Source organism: Actinoplanes sp. NPDC051388, from assembly GCF_055586225.1.
In genome coordinates, this window is record NZ_JBVJIP010000003.1 from 596,033 (window position 1) to 613,409 (window position 17,377).

At 70.9% G+C, this 17,377-nt stretch carries 14 protein-coding genes; 8 read left to right on the top strand and 6 right to left on the bottom strand.

Going from position 1 to position 17,377, the window contains the following annotated elements; translation table 11 throughout:
• The 3 genes from ACZ6TI_RS11200 to ACZ6TI_RS11210 are packed head-to-tail and all read left to right on the top strand — an operon-like array spanning nucleotide 1 to nucleotide 3,541.
• Nucleotides 1-1,257: a lysine N(6)-hydroxylase/L-ornithine N(5)-oxygenase family protein gene (locus ACZ6TI_RS11200; protein ID WP_465344849.1), complete on the top strand. Its 1,257-nt coding sequence runs from the start codon at nucleotides 1-3 to the stop codon at nucleotides 1,255-1,257.
• Complete coding sequence (locus tag ACZ6TI_RS11205) at nucleotides 1,254-1,817, top strand: GNAT family N-acetyltransferase (RefSeq protein ID WP_465344850.1); 564 nt, start codon at nucleotides 1,254-1,256, stop codon at nucleotides 1,815-1,817. The genes ACZ6TI_RS11200 and ACZ6TI_RS11205 overlap by 4 nt, the downstream gene beginning before the upstream one ends.
• The gene (locus ACZ6TI_RS11210) at nucleotides 1,814-3,541 is read left to right on the top strand and encodes an IucA/IucC family protein (protein ID WP_465344851.1); all 1,728 of its coding nucleotides are present in this window, start codon (nucleotides 1,814-1,816) and stop codon (nucleotides 3,539-3,541) included. Before ACZ6TI_RS11205 ends, ACZ6TI_RS11210 begins: the two co-directional genes overlap by 4 nt.
• Here the strand turns inward: ACZ6TI_RS11210 and ACZ6TI_RS11215 are convergent.
• On the bottom strand, nucleotides 3,529-6,831 hold the full coding sequence (locus ACZ6TI_RS11215) for a hypothetical protein (protein ID WP_465344852.1): 3,303 nt from the start codon (nucleotides 6,829-6,831) through the stop codon (nucleotides 3,529-3,531). The genes ACZ6TI_RS11210 and ACZ6TI_RS11215 overlap by 13 nt on opposite strands.
• Before the next feature lie 99 nt (nucleotides 6,832-6,930).
• Between ACZ6TI_RS11215 and ACZ6TI_RS11220 the strand changes: the two genes are divergently transcribed.
• Nucleotides 6,931-8,871: an acetoacetate--CoA ligase gene (locus tag ACZ6TI_RS11220; protein ID WP_465344853.1), complete on the top strand. Its 1,941-nt coding sequence runs from the start codon at nucleotides 6,931-6,933 to the stop codon at nucleotides 8,869-8,871.
• Here ACZ6TI_RS11220 and ACZ6TI_RS11225 read toward each other — a convergent pair.
• Nucleotides 8,839-9,567 carry a TIGR03089 family protein gene (locus ACZ6TI_RS11225; RefSeq protein ID WP_465344854.1) on the bottom strand — a complete coding sequence of 243 codons (729 nt, stop codon included), beginning with the start codon at nucleotides 9,565-9,567 and terminating at the stop codon, nucleotides 8,839-8,841. The two genes, ACZ6TI_RS11220 and ACZ6TI_RS11225, sit on opposite strands and share 33 nt — an antisense overlap.
• A 171-nt stretch (nucleotides 9,568-9,738) precedes the next feature.
• Here ACZ6TI_RS11225 and ACZ6TI_RS11230 point away from each other — a divergent pair, with 171 nt between their 5' ends.
• Both ACZ6TI_RS11230 and ACZ6TI_RS11235 read left to right on the top strand, forming a co-directional pair.
• The gene (locus tag ACZ6TI_RS11230) at nucleotides 9,739-10,893 is read left to right on the top strand and encodes a glycosyltransferase family 4 protein (RefSeq protein WP_465344855.1); all 1,155 of its coding nucleotides are present in this window, start codon (nucleotides 9,739-9,741) and stop codon (nucleotides 10,891-10,893) included.
• A gap of 25 nt (nucleotides 10,894-10,918) precedes the next feature.
• Nucleotides 10,919-12,034 (top strand): mannose-1-phosphate guanylyltransferase, encoded by a 1,116-nt coding sequence (locus tag ACZ6TI_RS11235; protein WP_465344856.1) that lies wholly within the window; start codon nucleotides 10,919-10,921, stop codon nucleotides 12,032-12,034.
• Here ACZ6TI_RS11235 and ACZ6TI_RS11240 read toward each other — a convergent pair.
• Complete coding sequence (locus ACZ6TI_RS11240; protein WP_465344857.1) at nucleotides 12,031-12,582, bottom strand: NUDIX hydrolase; 552 nt, start codon at nucleotides 12,580-12,582, stop codon at nucleotides 12,031-12,033. The two genes, ACZ6TI_RS11235 and ACZ6TI_RS11240, sit on opposite strands and share 4 nt — an antisense overlap.
• A 22-nt stretch (nucleotides 12,583-12,604) precedes the next feature.
• Between ACZ6TI_RS11240 and ACZ6TI_RS11245 the strand changes: the two genes are divergently transcribed.
• Nucleotides 12,605-12,988 carry a DUF1304 domain-containing protein gene (locus ACZ6TI_RS11245; protein WP_465344858.1) on the top strand — a complete coding sequence of 128 codons (384 nt, stop codon included), beginning with the start codon at nucleotides 12,605-12,607 and terminating at the stop codon, nucleotides 12,986-12,988.
• Nucleotides 12,989-13,004: 16 nt separating this feature from the next.
• On the opposite strand, the gene ACZ6TI_RS11250 is transcribed toward ACZ6TI_RS11245, so the two are convergent.
• From ACZ6TI_RS11250 to cofD, 3 genes are read right to left on the bottom strand one after another with little or no spacing between them, the layout of a single operon-like run.
• Nucleotides 13,005-14,249 (bottom strand): saccharopine dehydrogenase family protein, encoded by a 1,245-nt coding sequence (locus tag ACZ6TI_RS11250; protein ID WP_465344859.1) that lies wholly within the window; start codon nucleotides 14,247-14,249, stop codon nucleotides 13,005-13,007.
• A gap of 48 nt (nucleotides 14,250-14,297) precedes the next feature.
• A complete protein-coding gene (locus ACZ6TI_RS11255; protein ID WP_465344860.1) occupies nucleotides 14,298-15,293 on the bottom strand; it encodes a coenzyme F420-0:L-glutamate ligase in 996 nt (331 codons plus the stop codon).
• Nucleotides 15,294-15,304: 11 nt separating this feature from the next.
• On the bottom strand, nucleotides 15,305-16,291 hold the full coding sequence (cofD, locus tag ACZ6TI_RS11260) for a 2-phospho-L-lactate transferase (protein WP_465344861.1): 987 nt from the start codon (nucleotides 16,289-16,291) through the stop codon (nucleotides 15,305-15,307).
• Between the two features lie 107 nt (nucleotides 16,292-16,398).
• On the opposite strand from cofD, the gene ACZ6TI_RS11265 reads away from it, so the two are divergent.
• Nucleotides 16,399-17,316, top strand: a complete 918-nt coding sequence (locus ACZ6TI_RS11265; protein ID WP_465344862.1) for a hypothetical protein — start codon at nucleotides 16,399-16,401, stop codon at nucleotides 17,314-17,316.
• The last annotated feature ends 61 nt before the right edge of the window (nucleotides 17,317-17,377 follow it).

Here is a 17,377-nt window from a genome sequence, read left to right on the forward strand (position 1 = left end):
ATGTCCTCCCATGACTTCATCGGGATCGGGCTCGGCCCCTACAACCTGGGCCTGGCCTGCCTGACCGCCCCCCTCGCCGACCTGGACGGGCTCTTCCTGGAAGCCCGCACCGACGTCAGCTGGCACCCCGGCATGATGCTGGACGGCACCCGCCTGCAGACGCCGTTCCTGGCCGACCTGGTCACCCTCGCCGACCCCACTTCGCCGTACTCCTTCCTCAGCTATCTCAAGGAATCCGGCCGGATGTACTCGTTCTACATCCGGGAGAGCTTCTATCCGCTGCGCAGCGAATACAGCGACTACTGCCGGTGGGCCGCGGCCAAGCTGCCCAACGTGCGCTTCGGACATCGCGTCACGGCCGTCTCCTTCCAGGACGACGAGTACGTGGTGCGCGCCGGCGATCGGGAGTTCCGGGCGCCCCGGCTGGTCCTGGGCACCGGCACCCCTCCCTACCTGCCGGAGGCCGTCCGCGACCTGGGCGGCGATCTGGTGCACAACTCGTCCTACCTGGACCACCGCGACGCCCTGCGAGCGAAGCGCAGCATCACCGTGGTCGGCAGCGGCCAGAGCGCCGCGGAGATCTATGCCGACCTGCTCGCCGGCATCGAACCGGGCGGCTACCGGCTGAACTGGGTGACCAGATCGCCGCGGTTCTTCCCGCTGGAATACACCAAGCTCACCCTCGAGATGACCTCGCCGGAATACATCGACTATTTCCACGCCCTGCCGGAACAGCGCCGGTACGACCTGGAGACGCAACAGAAGGGCCTGTTCAAGGGAATCAACGCGGACCTCATCAACGACATCTACGACACGCTCTATGCGAAGAGCATCAACGGCCCGGTCGCCGCCCGGCTGCTCACCAACACCGCGCTGCGGACGGCGTCTCATCACGACGGCGTCTACACCCTCGGGCTCCGGCACGTCGAGCAGGAGCGGGACTTTTCGCTGGACACCGAGGGACTGGTGCTCGCCACCGGCTACAAATACGCGACGCCGGACTTTCTCGAGCCGATTCGCGATCGGATCCGCTGGGACGGGCGCGGGCGATTCGACGTGGCCCGCAACTACAGCATCGACCACGCCGGGCGCGAGATCTTCCTGCAGAACGCCGGCACGCACACGCACAGCATCACGTCGCCCGACCTGGGCATGGGCGCGTACCGGAACTCCTGGATCATCCGCGAAATGGTCGGCCGCGAGATCTATCCGATCGAGAAGAGCATCGCGTTCCAGCAGTTCGGAGTGGCGTCGTGAACGCGTTCGCCCGCGCCGACGCCGACCTCGGCACGTTCTCGCTGCGCCCGCTCGACGTGGACGCCGATCTGGAAGTCCTGCATTCCTGGGTCACCCATCCCAAGGCCGCCTACTGGATGATGCTCGACCTCGGCCCCGAACAGGTCGCCGAGGAATACCGGAGGATCGAGGCGCACCCGCATCACGACGCGTTCCTCGGGTTCTGGGACGGCCGCCCGGCCTTTCTGACCGAACGCTACAACCCCGCCGAGGTCGAACTGGCCGGCCTTTACGACGCGCGCGCCGGCGACGTCGGCATGCATTTCCTCTGCGCGCCGACATCCGCGCCGGTGCACGGTTTCACGCTCGCCGTGATCACCACCGTGATGGCCTGGCTCTTCGACGATCCGGCCTGCGAACGCGTGGTGGTCGAGCCGGACATCCGCAACACGGCGGTCCACGCGCTCAACGCCGCGGTCGGCTTCACAGTCGTTTGCCAGGTGCAGAAACCGGAGAAACAAGCCCTCCTGAGTACGTGCACCCGCGCGCAGTTCCTGACCCGGATGGTGGTCCCGTCGTGATCGAACACCTGAATCCCGCCGCCTGGGCCGACGCCAACCGGCACCTGGTGGCGAAGGCGATCGCCGAGTTCGCCCACGAGCGACTGCTCACCCCCGAGTTGGTCGGCGAGTCCTATGTGCTCAGATCCGACGACGCCAACGTGACCTACTTCTTCACGGCCGAACGCTTCGACCTCGACCACTGGCAGATCGAGCCGGCCACCCTGGTCCGATCCGCGGGCGAGGTCGACGCGCTCGGCTTCATCCTCGAGTTCCGCACGGCGCTCGGCCTCAGCGACGAGACTCTGCCGGTCTATCTCGAGGAGCTCAGCTCGAGCCTGTCCGCGATCGCGTACCGGGACAGCAAGCCCTTCGTGGCCGCGAAGTCGCTGGTGGACGCGGACTTCCAGGGCATCGAGACGGCGATGACCGAGGGACACCCGTGCTTCGTCGCCAACAGCGGCCGGCTCGGCTTCGGCCTGCGCGATTACCACGCCTATGCCCCCGAGGCGGCGCACCCGCTGCGGCTCGTCTGGCTGGCCGCGCACCGCGACCACTCCACGTTCACCTGCACCGCCGACACCACCTACGACAAGCACATCGAGTACGAGCTGGGCAACCTCGCCGAGTTCCGGCTGCAGATGGCGACCCGCGGCCTCGACCTCGCCGACTACCACCTGCTTCCGGTGCACCCGTGGCAGTGGGAGAACAAGCTCGCGGTCACCTTCGCCGGGGAGATCGCCAGTCGCCGGCTCGTCCATCTCGGGACCGGGCCGGACGTCTATCTGCCGCAGCAGTCGATCCGCACGTTCTTCAACGTGTCGCAGCCGCAGCGGCACTATGTGAAGACCGCGATCAGCGTGCTCAACATGGGCTTCATGCGGGGGCTGTCGGCGGCGTACATGGAGGCCACGCCGGCGATCAACGACTGGCTCGCCGGGCTCATCGACAACGACCCGATCCTCAAGGGCGCCGGACTGACCATCCTGCGGGAACGGGCCGCCATCGGATACCACCCACGTGTTTTCGAGGCCGCGACGGATCGCTCCTCCCCGTACCGGAAAATGCTTGCCGCCCTGTGGCGAGAAAGCCCGGTGCCTTCGCTGGAGCCGGGCCGCAATCTCGCCACCATGGCGTCCCTGCTGCACCTGGACCCGTCGGGCGGTTCCTTCGCGGTCGAACTGGTCAAGCGGTCCGGGCTCGCCCCGAAGAAGTGGCTGCGGCGATACCTGGACGCCTACCTGACCCCGCTGCTGCACAGCCTCTACGCCTACGACCTGGCCTTCATGCCGCACGGCGAGAACGTGATCATGGTGCTCGACGAGGGCGCGGTGGAACGGATGATCTTCAAGGACATCGCCGAGGAGATCGTGGTGATGTCACCGGATCTTCCGCTGCCCGCCGAGGTATCCCGGATCCGGGCGGACGTGCCGCCGGAGATCCGGCTGCTGTCCATCTTCACCGACGTGTTCGACTGCTTCTTCCGCTTCCTCGCCGTGCGGCTGGCGCCGGTGCTGCCGCCCGCCGACTTCTGGCGCACGGTCGCCGAGTGCGCGCAGTCCTACCTGGCGTCGGTGCCCCAACTGGCCGGGCGATACGACCTGTTCGCGGACGAGTTCGCGCTGTCCTGCCTCAACCGGCTGCAGCTGCGCAACAACCGCGAGATGGTCAGCCTGTCCGACCCGGCCGGCGCGTTGCAGCTGGTCGGCACGCTGACCAATCCGCTGGCGGCCTACCGCTCCTGATCAGTAGGCCTTTCCGTGGGCGGCCGATGCAGCAGCGTCGTGTCGTCCGCGGCCTCGTCCGCCGGGCGTTCGAGGTCGAGCACACTCCTGATCTTGGGTCCCGGCTCACGCTTCTTCTCGGGCGGCACCCCGAGCAGCGTGGTCGGGTCGGCACCCAGGTCGGGCTGCTCTTCGTCCAAAATGGAGGGCGGTGCGGGCTCCGGCTCCTGCTTCGGGAACCGCAACACCTGCGTGTGCTCCTCCGGCGGGGTGACCGTGCCCGACGAACGCTGCTCCGGAATCTTGCCGAGCATCTGCGTCTGCTCGGCCGGGGGCGCGGGCTTGAGGATGTTGATGACCTGGGTCTCGTCGCCGTGCTGGCGGGCTTCGGCGGCGGCGCGGTCGGCGAAGGCCTGGCGGGCGCGCTCCTGCGCGGCGCGATCCCGGAAGGCCTGCCGGGCACGCTCCTGAGCGGCCCGGTCGAGGGCGGCCTGGCGGTCGGCCTCGCCGGCGACCGGCTCCCGGCGGAAGATCACCTGGGTCTGCTCGCCCGGCCCGTCCAGATAGGTCTTGCCGCCACCCCGGAAGTCGCGGGTCGGCCCGGAGCCCACCTCATCGGCCCGCGGAAGCCGGATGACCTGGGTTTTCTCCCCGTCCTCGGCCTCCGGAGTTCCCAGCCAGGGCGTCGCCACGGTCGTTTCACCGCCGCCGGCCCGGCGAGCCGCCGGCAGGACGTCCTCGGTGTCCCGCTCACCGACGACCCCGAGCCGCGTCGTGGCCTCGTCGCCGGTGGGTTCCGCGAACACCAGGACGGATGTCGGCTCCTCGCCGGTGACGTCCGAAGTCGGCTCGTCCTCGGTGCCTTCGTCCGGGCCCGCGGCCTGACCGTCCTCATCGCTCGCGACGGTTTCCGGGTCGGTGTCGGCTTCGGCAACGGCGAGCGCGGTCGTCGCCGGCTCGTCGTCGTCATCAAGCTCATCGGACCGCGGCCCGACCGCCAGGACCGTGGTGGGTTCGTCTTGGTCGTTTTGGTCCGGGTGGGTGGTGGTCGGTCCGGCGGCCACGAGCGTGGTGGTGGGTTCGTCCTGGTCGTTCTGGTCCGGATCGGTGATGGTCGAGCCGGCCGCGACCGGCGCAGTGGTGGGCTGATCTTCGCCCTCGTCGTCGGCGGCGGCATCCGCGCCGACCGCTTCTTCGGCTGCCGCGTCTTCCTCGGCCAGCGCGCCAACCGGCGTCGCGGCGCCCTCCGCATCAGCGGAATGGCTGTCGGCCGCCTCGTCGATCGCCGCAGCATCATCGTCGTCTGCGCGCTTCGCACCCGAAGCGCGAACGACAACCACTGTGGATTCGTCGTCGTCCTCGTCAGAGGCCGCCACCGGCTGGCCCTCGGCGTCCGCAGACGCCGCGCCGGCCACAGCCGAGGAAGGCGCTGCCTCGTCGGCGGCCGCGGCCGATGATTCATCCCGCGGCCGCGTGTCTTCTTCGTCCGCCGCCAACCCATCCAACCGCCCCGCCACCACGGCTACGGTCGGCTCGTTGTCGGCTTCGGCCGTCACATCGTCGTCTGCGGTGGAGCCTGTTTCGCCGCCGCTTTCGGCAGTCACGGCGACGGTGGGTTCGTCTTCCGTCCGGTCGGGTTCGGTCGCTGCAGACTCGCCTGCCTCGGCGTCGGCGGTGCCGGAGGCTGCGTTCTCTGCGTCCGCGATGTTCTCGGCGGTGACGACGAGAGTGGGTTCGTCGTCGGTGCGGGTCGCCGCAAGCGCTGATGTTTCTGTTTCGGCGAGCGCGGAGGTCGGTGCGTCGTCCTCGGTATTGCCAGGCGCACGTGCGGCCCGATCTTCCGGCACCGCGACGGTCGGTTCGCCGTCATTGCCGTCAGCCGCGGCCAGTGTCTCCGGCTCGGCGTCGGTGACGTCCGCGACGGTGATCGCCGTGGCTTCGCCACCGCCGTCGACCACGATGAACGCGGTCGGCTCCCCGACCCCGGCCACGGTCTTAGCGGCCGCCTCGTCACCATCTCCGGCTCTGGTCGGACGGCCTTCGGCCTGCTCATCCAGCGGCCCGTCGGCCGCGCCCGGCCCGACAGCCGCAGTGGTCTCATCTGTCGACGAAGTCTCAACCTCCGTCAGCGAGAACATCGCGGCAGGCTCATCGCCGTTCTCCGCCGAACCGGCCCGCTCGGCAGTGAAGATCGCGGTGGGCTCGTCACCGCTCTCACCCGAACCGACCCGGCCACCCGCGTCGCCGTCCGGGCCGGTCGGCCGCGGACTGTCTGCCTTCGCCGGGACGAAGATCGTCGTTGGTTCGTCGCCGCTCTTGCCGGATGTCTCCGCCGAGGATCCCCCCGCGACCGCCGCCGTCCGCTTGTCGCCGCCAACCGGGATGACAAGCGCGGTGGGCTCATCGCCATCTGTGCCGGCTCGCTCCGCCGCAGCGTCCTCAGCACCCGTCTTCGCCGGGACGAAGACGGCCGTGGGTTCGTCCCCGCTCGTCTGCGCTTTCGCGGCGGAGGTCATGGCGGTGGTTTCGTCGCTGCTCGCCGGGGTGGTGCCTCCCGGAGCGTCCGCATTCGCCGGCGCGACAAGGGCCGTTGGCTCGTTGCCGGAAGTCTCAGTCGGGGCACCGGTCTTGGCCGCGGTGAAGATGGCCGTCGGCTCGTCGCCATCGGCCGAGGCCGCGGTGGGAGAGGCCGCCGTGGGTGAGGCCTGAGTGGGAGAGGTGTGGGTGGGAGAGGTGTGGGTGAGAGGGGGTGTGGTGGGAGGGGTCGGGGCGGGGGAGACGGGGGTGGGGACCGTGATGATTTCGGTTGGGTCTGAGGTGGTGATGATGGCCGTTCGTTCGGCTGCCACCGGCGTGCCCGGCGCCGCTGCCTTTCCCCGTGCGCGGCCCAGCGTTCCGATGATCGGCAGCTGCGGTGGCTCGTAGCGCTCCCATCGCCGCGCGCTCAAGGCCGTGCACAGCAACGGGATCCCGAGCAGCACGGCCAGGGCGTATCCCGGCTTCGAGAGGTCGAACCCCTCCTTCGTCACCCCGGCCGGCCACACCCCGGCGTACCCGTCGGGGCTGATGAGTGCCCATCCACTGACCGCGAGGAAGACCAGGCCGGCCGATGCCGGCCCGGCCGGCGAGATCGGTGCGAACAGCAAGATGGCGTACGCCAGGCCCGCGAGCACCAGCAGCAGGATCGCCGACACGGTCTCGAAGCCGCCGGTCGCGTCCTGTGCCCGGCCGGTCAGATCCTGGGTGAAACCGACTCCGCACAACACCCAGATCGCCGGGGCGAGGACGAGGGCGTAGAGGATCGATCTCACGTGACGCACGGTTACTCCCCGGTCGGCTGACGGCCTTGGAAACCTACCTGGCCAGGACAACCACCCGGAACCGGCTGACCCGTCATTAAGGTGGATCCCATGACGGGCACAGTGCTGTGGAATCCGCCGGCCGACGTACGCGAATCCACCCGCATCGGGCATTACCTGGCGTGGCTGCGCGACCATAAGGGACTTGATTTCGCCGGTTATGCCGACCTTTACGCGTGGTCGGTCGACGACCTCGAGTCGTTCTGGCGGTCGATCTGGGACTACTTCGAGGTCATCGCGCACACCGAGCCCGTCGCGACGCTGCCCGTGGCGACCATGCCGGGCGCGACCTGGTTCCCCGGCGCCACGCTCAACTATGCCGAGCACGTGCTGCGGATGCCCGGTCTGGGGGACGAGGATCCGGTCGTCATCGCGTACTCGCAGACCCGCAGCCCGATCACGCTCACCAGCCGACAGCTGCGCGAAGAGGTCCGGCGCGTCCGTGCCGGGCTGAAAGGTCTGGGTGTGCGGTCCGGAGACCGGATCGCGGCCTATGCGCCGAACATCCCCGAGACCTACGTGCTGATGCTGGCGGCGGCGAGCCTGGGCGCGATCTTCTCGTCGTGCGCGCCGGAGTTCGGCACCCGCAGTGTCACCGACCGATGGCAGCAGATCGAGCCGAAAGTTCTGGTCGCGGTGGACGGCTACCGCTACGGCGACAAGGAGATCGACCGCCGCGCTGAGGTGGCCGCGATCCGGGCCGCCCTGCCGAGCGTCGAACACGTCGTGACCATCGGCTATCTCCACGGCGGCGGCGACTTCCACAGTCTCGGCGGGGACGATCCGATGGAGTTCGAGCCGCTGCCCTTCGACCACCCGCTCTACGTGCTCTACAGCTCCGGCACCACCGGCCTGCCCAAACCGATCGTGCACGGCCACGGCGGCATCCTGCTCGAACACCTCAAGATGCTGGCCCTGCACCACGACCTGGGCCCGGGCGACCGCTTCATGTGGTTCACCACCACCGGCTGGATGATGTGGAACTTCCTGGTCAGCGCTCCGGCGGTCGGCGCGGCCATCGTCATGTTCGACGGCAATCCGGGCTTCCCCAGCCTGACCGCCCTGTGGGATCTCGTCGCCGAGGCCGGAATCACCTACTTCGGCACCTCCGCGCCCTTCCTGATGGCCTGTCGGAAGGCCGGCGTGGAAGTGCCGAAGACCAGCATCCGAGGACTCGGCTCGACCGGCGCGCCACTCCCGCCGGAGGGCTACGACTGGGTATATGAGCACGTCGGCAAGGACCTGCAACTCCAGTCGCTGTCCGGCGGCACCGACGTCTGCACCGGCTTCGTCGGCGGCGTGTCGTTGCTGCCGGTGGTCGAGGGCGTGATCGCCTGCCGCTGTCTAGGTGCGAAGGTCGAGGCCTACGGTCCGGACGGCAAGCCGGTGATCGGCGAACTGGGCGAGCTGGTGATCACCGCGCCGCTGCCGAGCATGCCGGTCGGCTTCTGGAACGACCCGGACGGCGTCCGCTACCGCGAGGCCTACTTCGACGTCTACCCGGGCGTCTGGCGGCACGGCGACTGGATCACCATCGGCGTGGACGGCAGCTGCGTGATCACCGGCCGCTCGGACGCCACGCTCAACCGCGGCGGGGTGCGGCTGGGCACCGCCGAGTTCTACTCCGTGGTGGAGAACATCGACGGGGTGCTCGACTCGGTGGTCGTGCACCTCGACGAGGGCGGTGACGAGCTGCTGCTCTTCGTCGTGCTGGCCGAGGACCGCGAGCTCGACGACCCCATGCGCGACCGGATCCGGCGAGAGCTGCGTGCCGCGCTTTCGCCGCGGCACGTCCCCGACGAGATCCATCGGGTACGCGCCGTCCCGCGCACGCTGTCCGCCAAGAAGCTGGAGGTCCCGGTCAAGCGGATCCTGACCGGGACGCCGGTGGAGTCGGCGGCGGCCAAGGGCGCCCTGGCGAACCCGGAGTCCCTGACCGCCTTCGAGGACTTCGCCAGGTCACGTCAGCGCGACGGTGACCTTCTCGGCTGAGACGCGCTTCTCCACCGCGGCCGGGTCCAGGTTGACGCACAGCACGATGCTGGCGCCGGCCACCAGCGGCGCGAGCAGCCAGTCCAGCACGTCCGGGTGGGTCAGCGCGTCGACCAGCACCCGGTCACCGGCGGCGATCCCCAGCTCGCCGGCCCGCTGCCGCGCCTCCTGCACCGCGGCCTCGTGGCTCAGCTCGAACGGCCCGGCGATCGCGAGGTCGTCCTGCCCGACCGGGTGGGCCGGCCGGAAGTGGTCGCCGAAGGTCCGGACCTCAGTCGGATAGTCGACAGTTCCCGGCGGGAGTTCACGGAGTGGCATCGCGAGCGGCAGCAGCCCGGTGGCGTAACGCTCCCCGGCCGACCACCGGGACGACGCCTCGGCCCGGTCCGGGGTGGTGAACAGCACCTCGACCGGCTGCGGCTCGGGACCGAGGTCGACGGCCACCCCGGCGACCGTGGCGCCGAGCACGATCGCGGCCGTCTGCCAGTGCGGCGGGAGCAGCACCGCGACGGTGTCGCCGTGCCCCAGCCCGGCGCCGTCGACCAGCAGATTCGCCGTCTTCGACACCCAGTTGTCCAGGGTCGCGCCGGAGAGCTCGGTCCGGTCGCCGGACGCGTCGTCATAGAAGGTCAGAAAGGGCGCTGTGGGGTCCCGTCGGACGGCGTCCGTGAACGCCGCCGGGATCGTCTCGGTCATCGAGACCGACGATAGTGCCGTGACTCTATGTAGTTACTCACGGACACGCGATCGATTGAGTAGAGCGGCGGGGCACGCCTGCGCGATGACGCGGTGTCGCGGTCGTCGCCGTGCTGGATTTCGGGCGTACTCTTGCGAGTGATCTGGCCGACAAAGTTTGGGAGTTGCCTCGTGACCGCCGGTCGCCCCCCACGAGTGCTCGTTGACGCGACCAGCGTCCCCGCGGATCGCGGAGGTGTCGGCCGATACGTCGACGGACTCCTCGGCGCTCTCGGCCTGCTGGCCCCCGAGCGGGTCGATCTGGTGGTCGTGGCGCAGCGGACGGATGCGGAGCGTTACGCCCGCATGCTCACCACCGCAGAGGTGATCGCCGGCCCCGCCGCGGTCGCGCATCGGCCGGCCCGGCTGGCCTGGGAGCAGACCGGCCTGCCGCTGCTCGCCCAGCAGGTCGGCGCCAGGGTGCTGCACTCGCCGTTCTACACCTGCCCGCTGCGGGCCGGCTGCCCGGTGACGGTGACCGTGCACGACGCGACGTTCTTCACCGAGCCGGAGCACTACGACAACACCAAGCGCACGTTCTTCCGCAGTGCGATCAAGACCTCGCTGCGCCGGGCGGCCCGGGTGATCGTGCCCAGCAAGGCCACTCGCGACGAGCTGATCCGGCTGCTCGACGCCGACCCGACCCGCATCGACGTGGCCTACCACGGCGTCGACCCGGCCGCGTTCCACGCGCCCAGCGACGAGGAGAAGGCGCGCGTGCGGGCCCGCCTCGGCCTTGGCGACAGCGGTTACGTCGCGTTCCTCGGGGCCAAGGAGCCGCGCAAGAACGTGCCCAACCTGATCCGCGGCTGGTCCCGGGCGGTGTCCGACTGGCCGCAGCCGCCCGCGCTGGTGCTGGCCGGCGGTCAGGGGCACGACGACGACATCGACCGGGCGGTCGCCGAGGTGCCCTCGCACCTGCGGCTGCTGCGCCCGGGTTACCTGCGTTATGCGGACCTGCCCGGCTTCCTGGGTGGCGCGCTGGTGGCCTGCTACCCGTCCTTCGGCGAGGGCTTCGGGCTGCCGATCCTCGAGGCGATGGCCTGCGCGACGCCGGTGCTGACCACGCCGCGGCTGTCGCTGCCGGAGGTCGGTGGCGACGCGGTGGCATACACGACGGAGGATCCCGACCGGATCGCGACCGACCTGGCCGACCTGCTGCACGACGAGCCGCGCCGGCTGACGCTGGCCAAGGCCGGCTTCGACCGGGCCAAGGAGTTCACCTGGGCGTCCAGCGCCGAGGTGCACGTCAACACGTGGACCCGGGTGTCGGCCACTCAGCCGTGATCAGGGCTCGTTATCATCGGAGCGCATGACTGACGAAACGGGCGGCCTCTACGCCGTTATCCCCGCAGGTGGCAGCGGGACGCGTCTCTGGCCGCTGTCACGCGCCGGTCACCCCAAGTTCCTGCACCCGCTGACCGGCACCGAGGCGTCGTTGCTGCAGGCCACGGTCGACCGTCTCGCGCCGCTGGTGCCCGAGGAGCAGGTTTACATCGTCACCGGCGTCGCGCACGCCGCCGCGGTGTCCCGGCAGCTGGCCGGGGTGCCTGAGGAGAACATCCTGGTCGAGCCGTCGCCACGGGACTCGTGCGCGGCGATCGCCCTGGCCGCCGGGGTGATCGGCCGTCGTGAGCCCGAGGCGATCATGGGCTCGTTCGCCGCCGACCACCTGATCGCCGACAACCCCGCCTTCATCGACGTGATCAAGCAGGCGATGGGCGGCGCGCGGCAGGGCCTGCTGATGACGCTGGGCATCACGCCGACCCGCCCGGAGACGGGCTATGGCTATGTGCACTGCGGCGGCCCGGTCGGTGACGGCCCGGTGCTCAAGGTCGAGGAGTTCAAGGAGAAGCCGTCGTACGACGTGGCCGAGAGCTACGTGAAGTCCGGCAACTACCTGTGGAACGCCGGCATGTTCGTGTGGCGGGTCGACGTGTTCCTGGCCGAGCTCGCCCGCCAGCAGCCGCAGTTGCACGCCGGGATCAGCCGCATCGCCCAGGCCTGGGACTCGCCGTCGCGCGAGGAGGTCATCGGTGAGGTCTGGCCGACGCTGCCGCGCATCTCGGTGGACTACGCGGTGATGGAGGGCGCGGCCGCGGCCGGCCGGGTCGGCACGGTGCCCGGCGACTTCGGCTGGAACGACGTCGGCGACTTCCACACCCTCGGTGAGGTGCTCGCCTCGGACGCCGCCGGCAACGTGATCGTCGGCAAGGACGCGATGGCCAAGCCGGGCGTGCTGCTGCGCGAGACCGAGGGCCTGGTCGTGGTGCCGAACTCGGGCCGCCTGGTGGCCGCCCTGGGCATCCGCGACCTGATCATCGTGGACACCCCGGACGCGGTGCTGGTCTGCCCGCGGGACCGGGCCCAGGAGGTCAAGAGCCTGGTCGACGAGCTGAAGGAACTCGGCGAGCTCGGCTACATCTAGGTCTTGTCGCCGGCCGGCCGCGCCAGGGCCGGGGCGATCTGGCCGAGCACGCCGTCGGCCAGCGGGCTGGGCAGGTCGTCCGGGCGGAACCAGCCCAGCGCCGCGGACTCGTCGCTGACCTGCTCGACGGCGCCGGCCGGCGCGTGCGCGAGGAAGCGCACGTCGAAGTGATGCGTCGCGCCGGTCGGCTTGCACGGCACCGGATGGATGTGCAGGTCGATCGGCACCGGGTCGAGCCTCAGCCCGGCGATGCCGGACTCCTCGGTCGCCTCGCGCAGCGCGGCCGCGACCAGCGTCGGGTCGCCCGGCTCGCAGTGCCCGCCGACCTGCATCCACATGTTCAGCCGGCCGTGCAGGCAGAGCAGCAGGCGGCCGTCCGCGCCGAGGATCATCGTGCTGGCGGTGACGTGGCCGGGCTGGTGCGCCCGGGTCATCGCCACCGGTCCCGCGCTCAGCAGGTCGAGGGTGCGCAGGCGCGCCTTCTCGGCCTCGGCCGAGGTCGCCGCCCAGCCGGTCAGCACCCGCACGGCGTTGCTGTGCAACTCCACTTCATCCTCCATACTGGCCCGCGTGAATGTAGTGGCTCAGATCTTCGCGGTGCTCACCGGCGTGATCCACGTCTTGTTCTTCCTGCTGGAAAGCATCCTGTTTCGGCGGCCCGCGGTGCACCGGATCTTCCTGGTGCGCACCGAGGACGTGCCGAAGGTGCGCAACTGGGCCTTCAACATCGGTTTCTACAACCTGTTCCTGGCCGCCGCGGCGATCGGCGGGGTGGTGCTGGTGCACACCGGCGACACCACCGCCGGGCGCACGCTGGCCATCTTCGCCTGCGCGTCCGCGTTCCTGGCGAGCATCGTGCTGTTCGTCTCCGACCCGCGGGTCGCCCGGCTGCGCGGCGTGCTGCTGCAAGGCCTCCCGCCGCTGATCGTCCTCCTGGTGACGACCACGTTCTAAGCACTGTGGAGGGGTTTCAGAGCTTCTTCGCGGTGATCTCGAAGCCGGTCGCGCGCAGGCGCTCGACCAGGGCGTCGCCGAGAGCGGTGGCCGGGGTGAGCACGCCGCCCTCGACCGGAGGCAGGGCGTCGCGGTTCAGGGCCAGCGCGAGTCCCGCTTCGCCGAGCATGACGGCCGTGGCCGCGTACCCCGGATCGCCCTTGGCTTTGAATCTCGCCTGGTAGCGCGCGCCGGTCGTGGTGGTGGTGAAGATGTCCATCGTGAAGTGCCCGGTGCGCCGCGCCTTCTCGTCCGGGCCGTCGCCGGGCTTGGGCAGCATCCGGTCGAGCACGAACCGGGTCGGCGGCAGCGAGAGGCCGACGGCGAGCGCGCCGATGCCGAGCTTGGTCATCGCGGCGAGCGCGGGCGCCAGCGGGGACGTGCCGACGCTCATCACCTCGCGGTAGCGGAACGTGCGGCCGTAGGCATAGCCCCGCAGGGCGTTGCTGCGCCGCACCACCCGGGTGTTGTAGGGCGCCATCACGAACGGCGCCAGGTGCCCGCGCAACGAGTTGTCGACCGCGCGGCCGGGCAGCGAGATCACGTCTTCCTGCCGGCCCAGCTCGGGCTCCTTGCTGCGGTCCGGGCTCAGCGAATAGGGCCGGGCCGCGATCCGCGCGCGGTCGCGGTCGCCGCGGACCTCGTCGAGCTGGTTGCGCATCGAGTCGATGGTGCCGCCGCTGATGCCGAACTTCACGCTGGTCACCACCAGCGTGGTGTCGGTCAGGTCGCCCGCGCCGTCCGCGGCGATCAGCTTGTGCAGCACGTGCACGCCGAGGTCCGACGGCACCGAGTCGAAGCCGCAGGAGTGCACGATGCGGGCGCCGGTCTGCCGGGCCGGCTCGTCGTTCTCGTCGATGCTGTCCCGCGCGAAGAGCACCTCGCCGGTCAGATCGGCGTAGTCCGTGCCGGCCGCCGCGCAGGCCCGGGCCAGGGGACGGCCATATTTCGCATAGGGCCCGACGGTGGTGAGCACGACGCGCGTCTTGGCGACCATCTTGGCCAGCGCGATCTCGTCGGAGGCGTCCGCCACGATCACCGGCCAGTCGACCCCGAGCCGCCCGCGCACCTTCTCGAGCTTGTCCGCCGAACGCCCGGCCAGCGCGATCCGCGTGCCCTCCGGCGCGTGATCGGCAAGATGCCCGGCGACCAGCGCGCCGGCGAACCCGCTGGCCCCATAAACCACGATGTCGAAGTCCCTGGGCGCCTCATGATCGCTCATGAGATCCGATTCTCCGCTATCCGCGGGCCCACCGCTCCCTCGACCCGATCATGTGCTGATCAGGACGCCGTCGTCGGTGGTGGTCACCGAGGTCGCGACGCCCTCCGCGGCCAGCGCGGCACGCAGCCGGTGAGCGTCCGCGCCGAGGCGCATCCAGACCGCCGGGCCGGACTCGGGATGGGTCAGCAGGAAGCCACCCGCGACCTCACGCAGCTCGGTGCCGGGAGCGAGAGCCACCGTCTCGACCGCCCGCGACGCGCTGCCCGGCGGCCCGACGGGCTCGGGTGCGAGGGTGGCGGCGGCGCGCAGGCCGGCCGCCCGCGCCTCGGCCGTGCCCAGCGAGAACAGGTCGCTGGCCGCGTCGCGCAGCAGGGTGGCCGCGCCCGGCGTCTCGGTCTCGCCGGCGCCCGGATAACCCCGGACCACGGCCACCGGCACCTGGTCGCACTTGCCCTTGACCAGCTCGCCGGCCGCGGCCAGCTCGTCGATCACGGCCATCTCGGTGAGCTGCAGCTCGTTGCCATAGGGGTCGATCTCGCCACGGTGGTCGCGGATCGGGGTGATGCCGGCCGCGCCGAGGGCGACGTCGGTCAGGCCGTTGCGCCAGGCCCGGCCCATGGTGTCCGACACGATCACGCCGACCCGCAGGCCGCGCGCCAGCAGATCGGCTCGCAGCGCGCGGGCCGAGGCGTCCGGATCGGCCGGCAGCAGCACCAGGTGGGTCTTGTCCACATTTGACGCGTCGATGCCGGCCGCCGCCATCACAAACCCCTGGTGGGTCTGCACGATCGCGGTCTGGCCGCGCCGGGCCACCACCCGGGCGGTCTCGCCGGCCAGGATCTCCTCGCGGGCCCGCTCGCGCTCGGGGCCGTCGGCCGGCACCTCGACCAGGCGCCCCTCGGCCTTGGACACGATCTTGCTGGTGACCACCAGCACGTCGCCGTCGCGCAGCCAGGGCGCGGCGCTCGTGATCAGCTGCGCCAGGTCGTCGCCGGCCGTGACGTCGCCGATGCCGCGCACCGGCAGCACTTCCAAGCCATCCATCGGGCCGTCCATCATCGGGCTCCGCGTCGTTCGCCGGCCCCCGTCCGAGGGCCGGCCAGGGCGATCGCTTCCTCGACCATCTTGGCCGTGGCGGCCTCGTCCGTCATCCACAACGGGACCGCCCGGGTGGTGACTCCGGGCACACCGGCACCCTCGTCGGAGGTGTCCACCAGCCAGCCGTCCAGCAGGCCGCCGTCCGCCCGCGCGCCGTAGAGCGCGCCCACCCCGGTGGCGCTGACCTCGACGCCGAGGGTGGTCAGGCAGCGGTCGGCCATGCCGCGCACCGGCGATCCGCCGATGATCGGCGACACCCCGACGACCGGCGCCGGGCCGTCCGCCACGGCCGCCCTGATCTCCGGTACGGCCAGGATCGGCGCGATGCTGACCACCGGGTTGCTCGGGGCCAGCAGCACCACGTCGGCCGACCCGATCGCCTCGCGCACCCCCTCGGCCGGCTTGGCGGCCTCCGCTCCCACGAACACGAACCGGTGCGTCGGCACGTCCCCGCGGTAGCGCACCCACCACTCCTGGAAGTGCACCGCCTTGCGCTCGCCCTCGACGTCCACCACCACGTGCGTCTCGAGCCGGTCGTCGGTGGCCGGGAGCATCGTGATGCCGGGCCGCCAGCGGGCGCACAGCGCGGCGGTCACCGCGGACAGCGGGTAGCCGGCGGTCAGCATCTGGGTGCGTACCAGATGGGTGGCGATGTCCTTGTCGCCCAGGCCGAACCAGGTCGGCTCGGCGCCGTAGGCAGCCAGCTCGTCCTTGACCGCCCAGCTCTCGCCGACCCGCCCCCAGCCGCGCTCCGGATCCGCCGCGCCGCTCAGCGTGTACATCACGCTGTCCAGGTCGGGGCAGATCTGCAGGCCGTGCATCCGGACGTCGTCGCCGACATTGACCACCGCGGTGACCTCGGCGCCGATCGTCCTGGCATACGCGCGCACACCGACCAGGAAGCGGGCGCCGCCGATGCCGCCGGTGAGGACCGTGATCCGCATCGGTCCATCCTCGCTCATGCCCCGGACCGGTTCCGCACCCGGCTGGCCGGGCAGGTCTAGCATGAGCCGACCCGAAGTTCCCCAACCGACGATTCGAGGAGTTTCCCGTGACCAGCCAACCGCCGCCGGCGCCCGGTGACGGCCGCTCGGCCGGCCAGCTGCTCCGGCCGCTGCGTGACATCGCCGCCTGGGTCCTGGTGGCCGCGCCGGCCGTGATGCTCTTCGTGGCGCTGATCCGCCTGATCCCGGCCGGGGACGGCGAGTCGTTCACGAGCCGCACGCAGGGCAGCTTCTACGACTTCGTCAACCTGGCGACGGTGTTCTTCCCGCTCGCCGCGGTGCTGCTGGCGCTGCTGGTGCAGCCGCGCCACCCCAGGGCGCAGCTGATCACCATGATCGCCTTGATCGAATACGCGGCGGCCGCCTTCTTCGCGGTGATCTTCGGGGTGCTGGTCGGGCTGATCACGATCGCCGGCTTCAGCATCCGCTCGGCGTTCGAGGAGCTGCTGGTCCGGGCCGCCTGGCTGGCCGTCTTCGGCGTCGCGGCCTGGGCCGTCTGGGCGACCTGGCGGGGCCTGTTCTACGTGGCGAAGCCGAAGCCGCCACCCGGGGTCTACGGCCAGCCGCAATACGGTCAGCCGGGCGCCTACCCGGGTCAGCCGGGCTACGGTCCGCCCCCGGGCCAGCCGCAGCAGCCGGGCTGGAACCAGCAGGCCCCGATGTACGGCCAGCCCCCGGTGCCGCCCGGCGCGCCCGCCTATGGCCAGCAGCCGCCGCCCCCGGGCTGGGGTCAGCCCGCACCGGTCTCCGGCGCCCCGGGCGCTCCCACCGTCCCGGGCATGTATGGCAACCAGCCGCAATACGGCTCCCCGCCGCCCACGTCGGCGCCGCCCGCGTTCGCCGACCCGACCCAGGTGGTGCCCCGGCCCGAGGCGCCCGCCGCCCCGGTCGAGGACCGCACCCAGGTCGTGCGCGACGAGCGCCCCGGCTTCGGTCCGGCGGAGCAGGACCCGCCGCGCGGCTGATAGGTGTCGGATGCCACTGCGGCCGGGCGGGGGCAGTGCTCTGGATCTCGACCTAGGCTGC

Coding starts and splice junctions, on each gene's coding strand:
- ACZ6TI_RS11255 (WP_465344860.1), bottom strand. CDS start 15,293: ATGGATGGCTTGGAAGTGCTGCCGGTGCGCGGCATCGGCGACGTCACG.
- ACZ6TI_RS11200 (WP_465344849.1), top strand. CDS start 1: ATGTCCTCCCATGACTTCATCGGGATCGGGCTCGGCCCCTACAACCTG.
- ACZ6TI_RS11225 (WP_465344854.1), bottom strand. CDS start 9,567: ATGACCGAGACGATCCCGGCGGCGTTCACGGACGCCGTCCGACGGGAC.
- cofD (WP_465344861.1), bottom strand. CDS start 16,291: ATGCGGATCACGGTCCTCACCGGCGGCATCGGCGGCGCCCGCTTCCTG.
- ACZ6TI_RS11220 (WP_465344853.1), top strand. CDS start 6,931: ATGACGGGCACAGTGCTGTGGAATCCGCCGGCCGACGTACGCGAATCC.
- ACZ6TI_RS11250 (WP_465344859.1), bottom strand. CDS start 14,249: ATGAGCGATCATGAGGCGCCCAGGGACTTCGACATCGTGGTTTATGGG.
- ACZ6TI_RS11235 (WP_465344856.1), top strand. CDS start 10,919: ATGACTGACGAAACGGGCGGCCTCTACGCCGTTATCCCCGCAGGTGGC.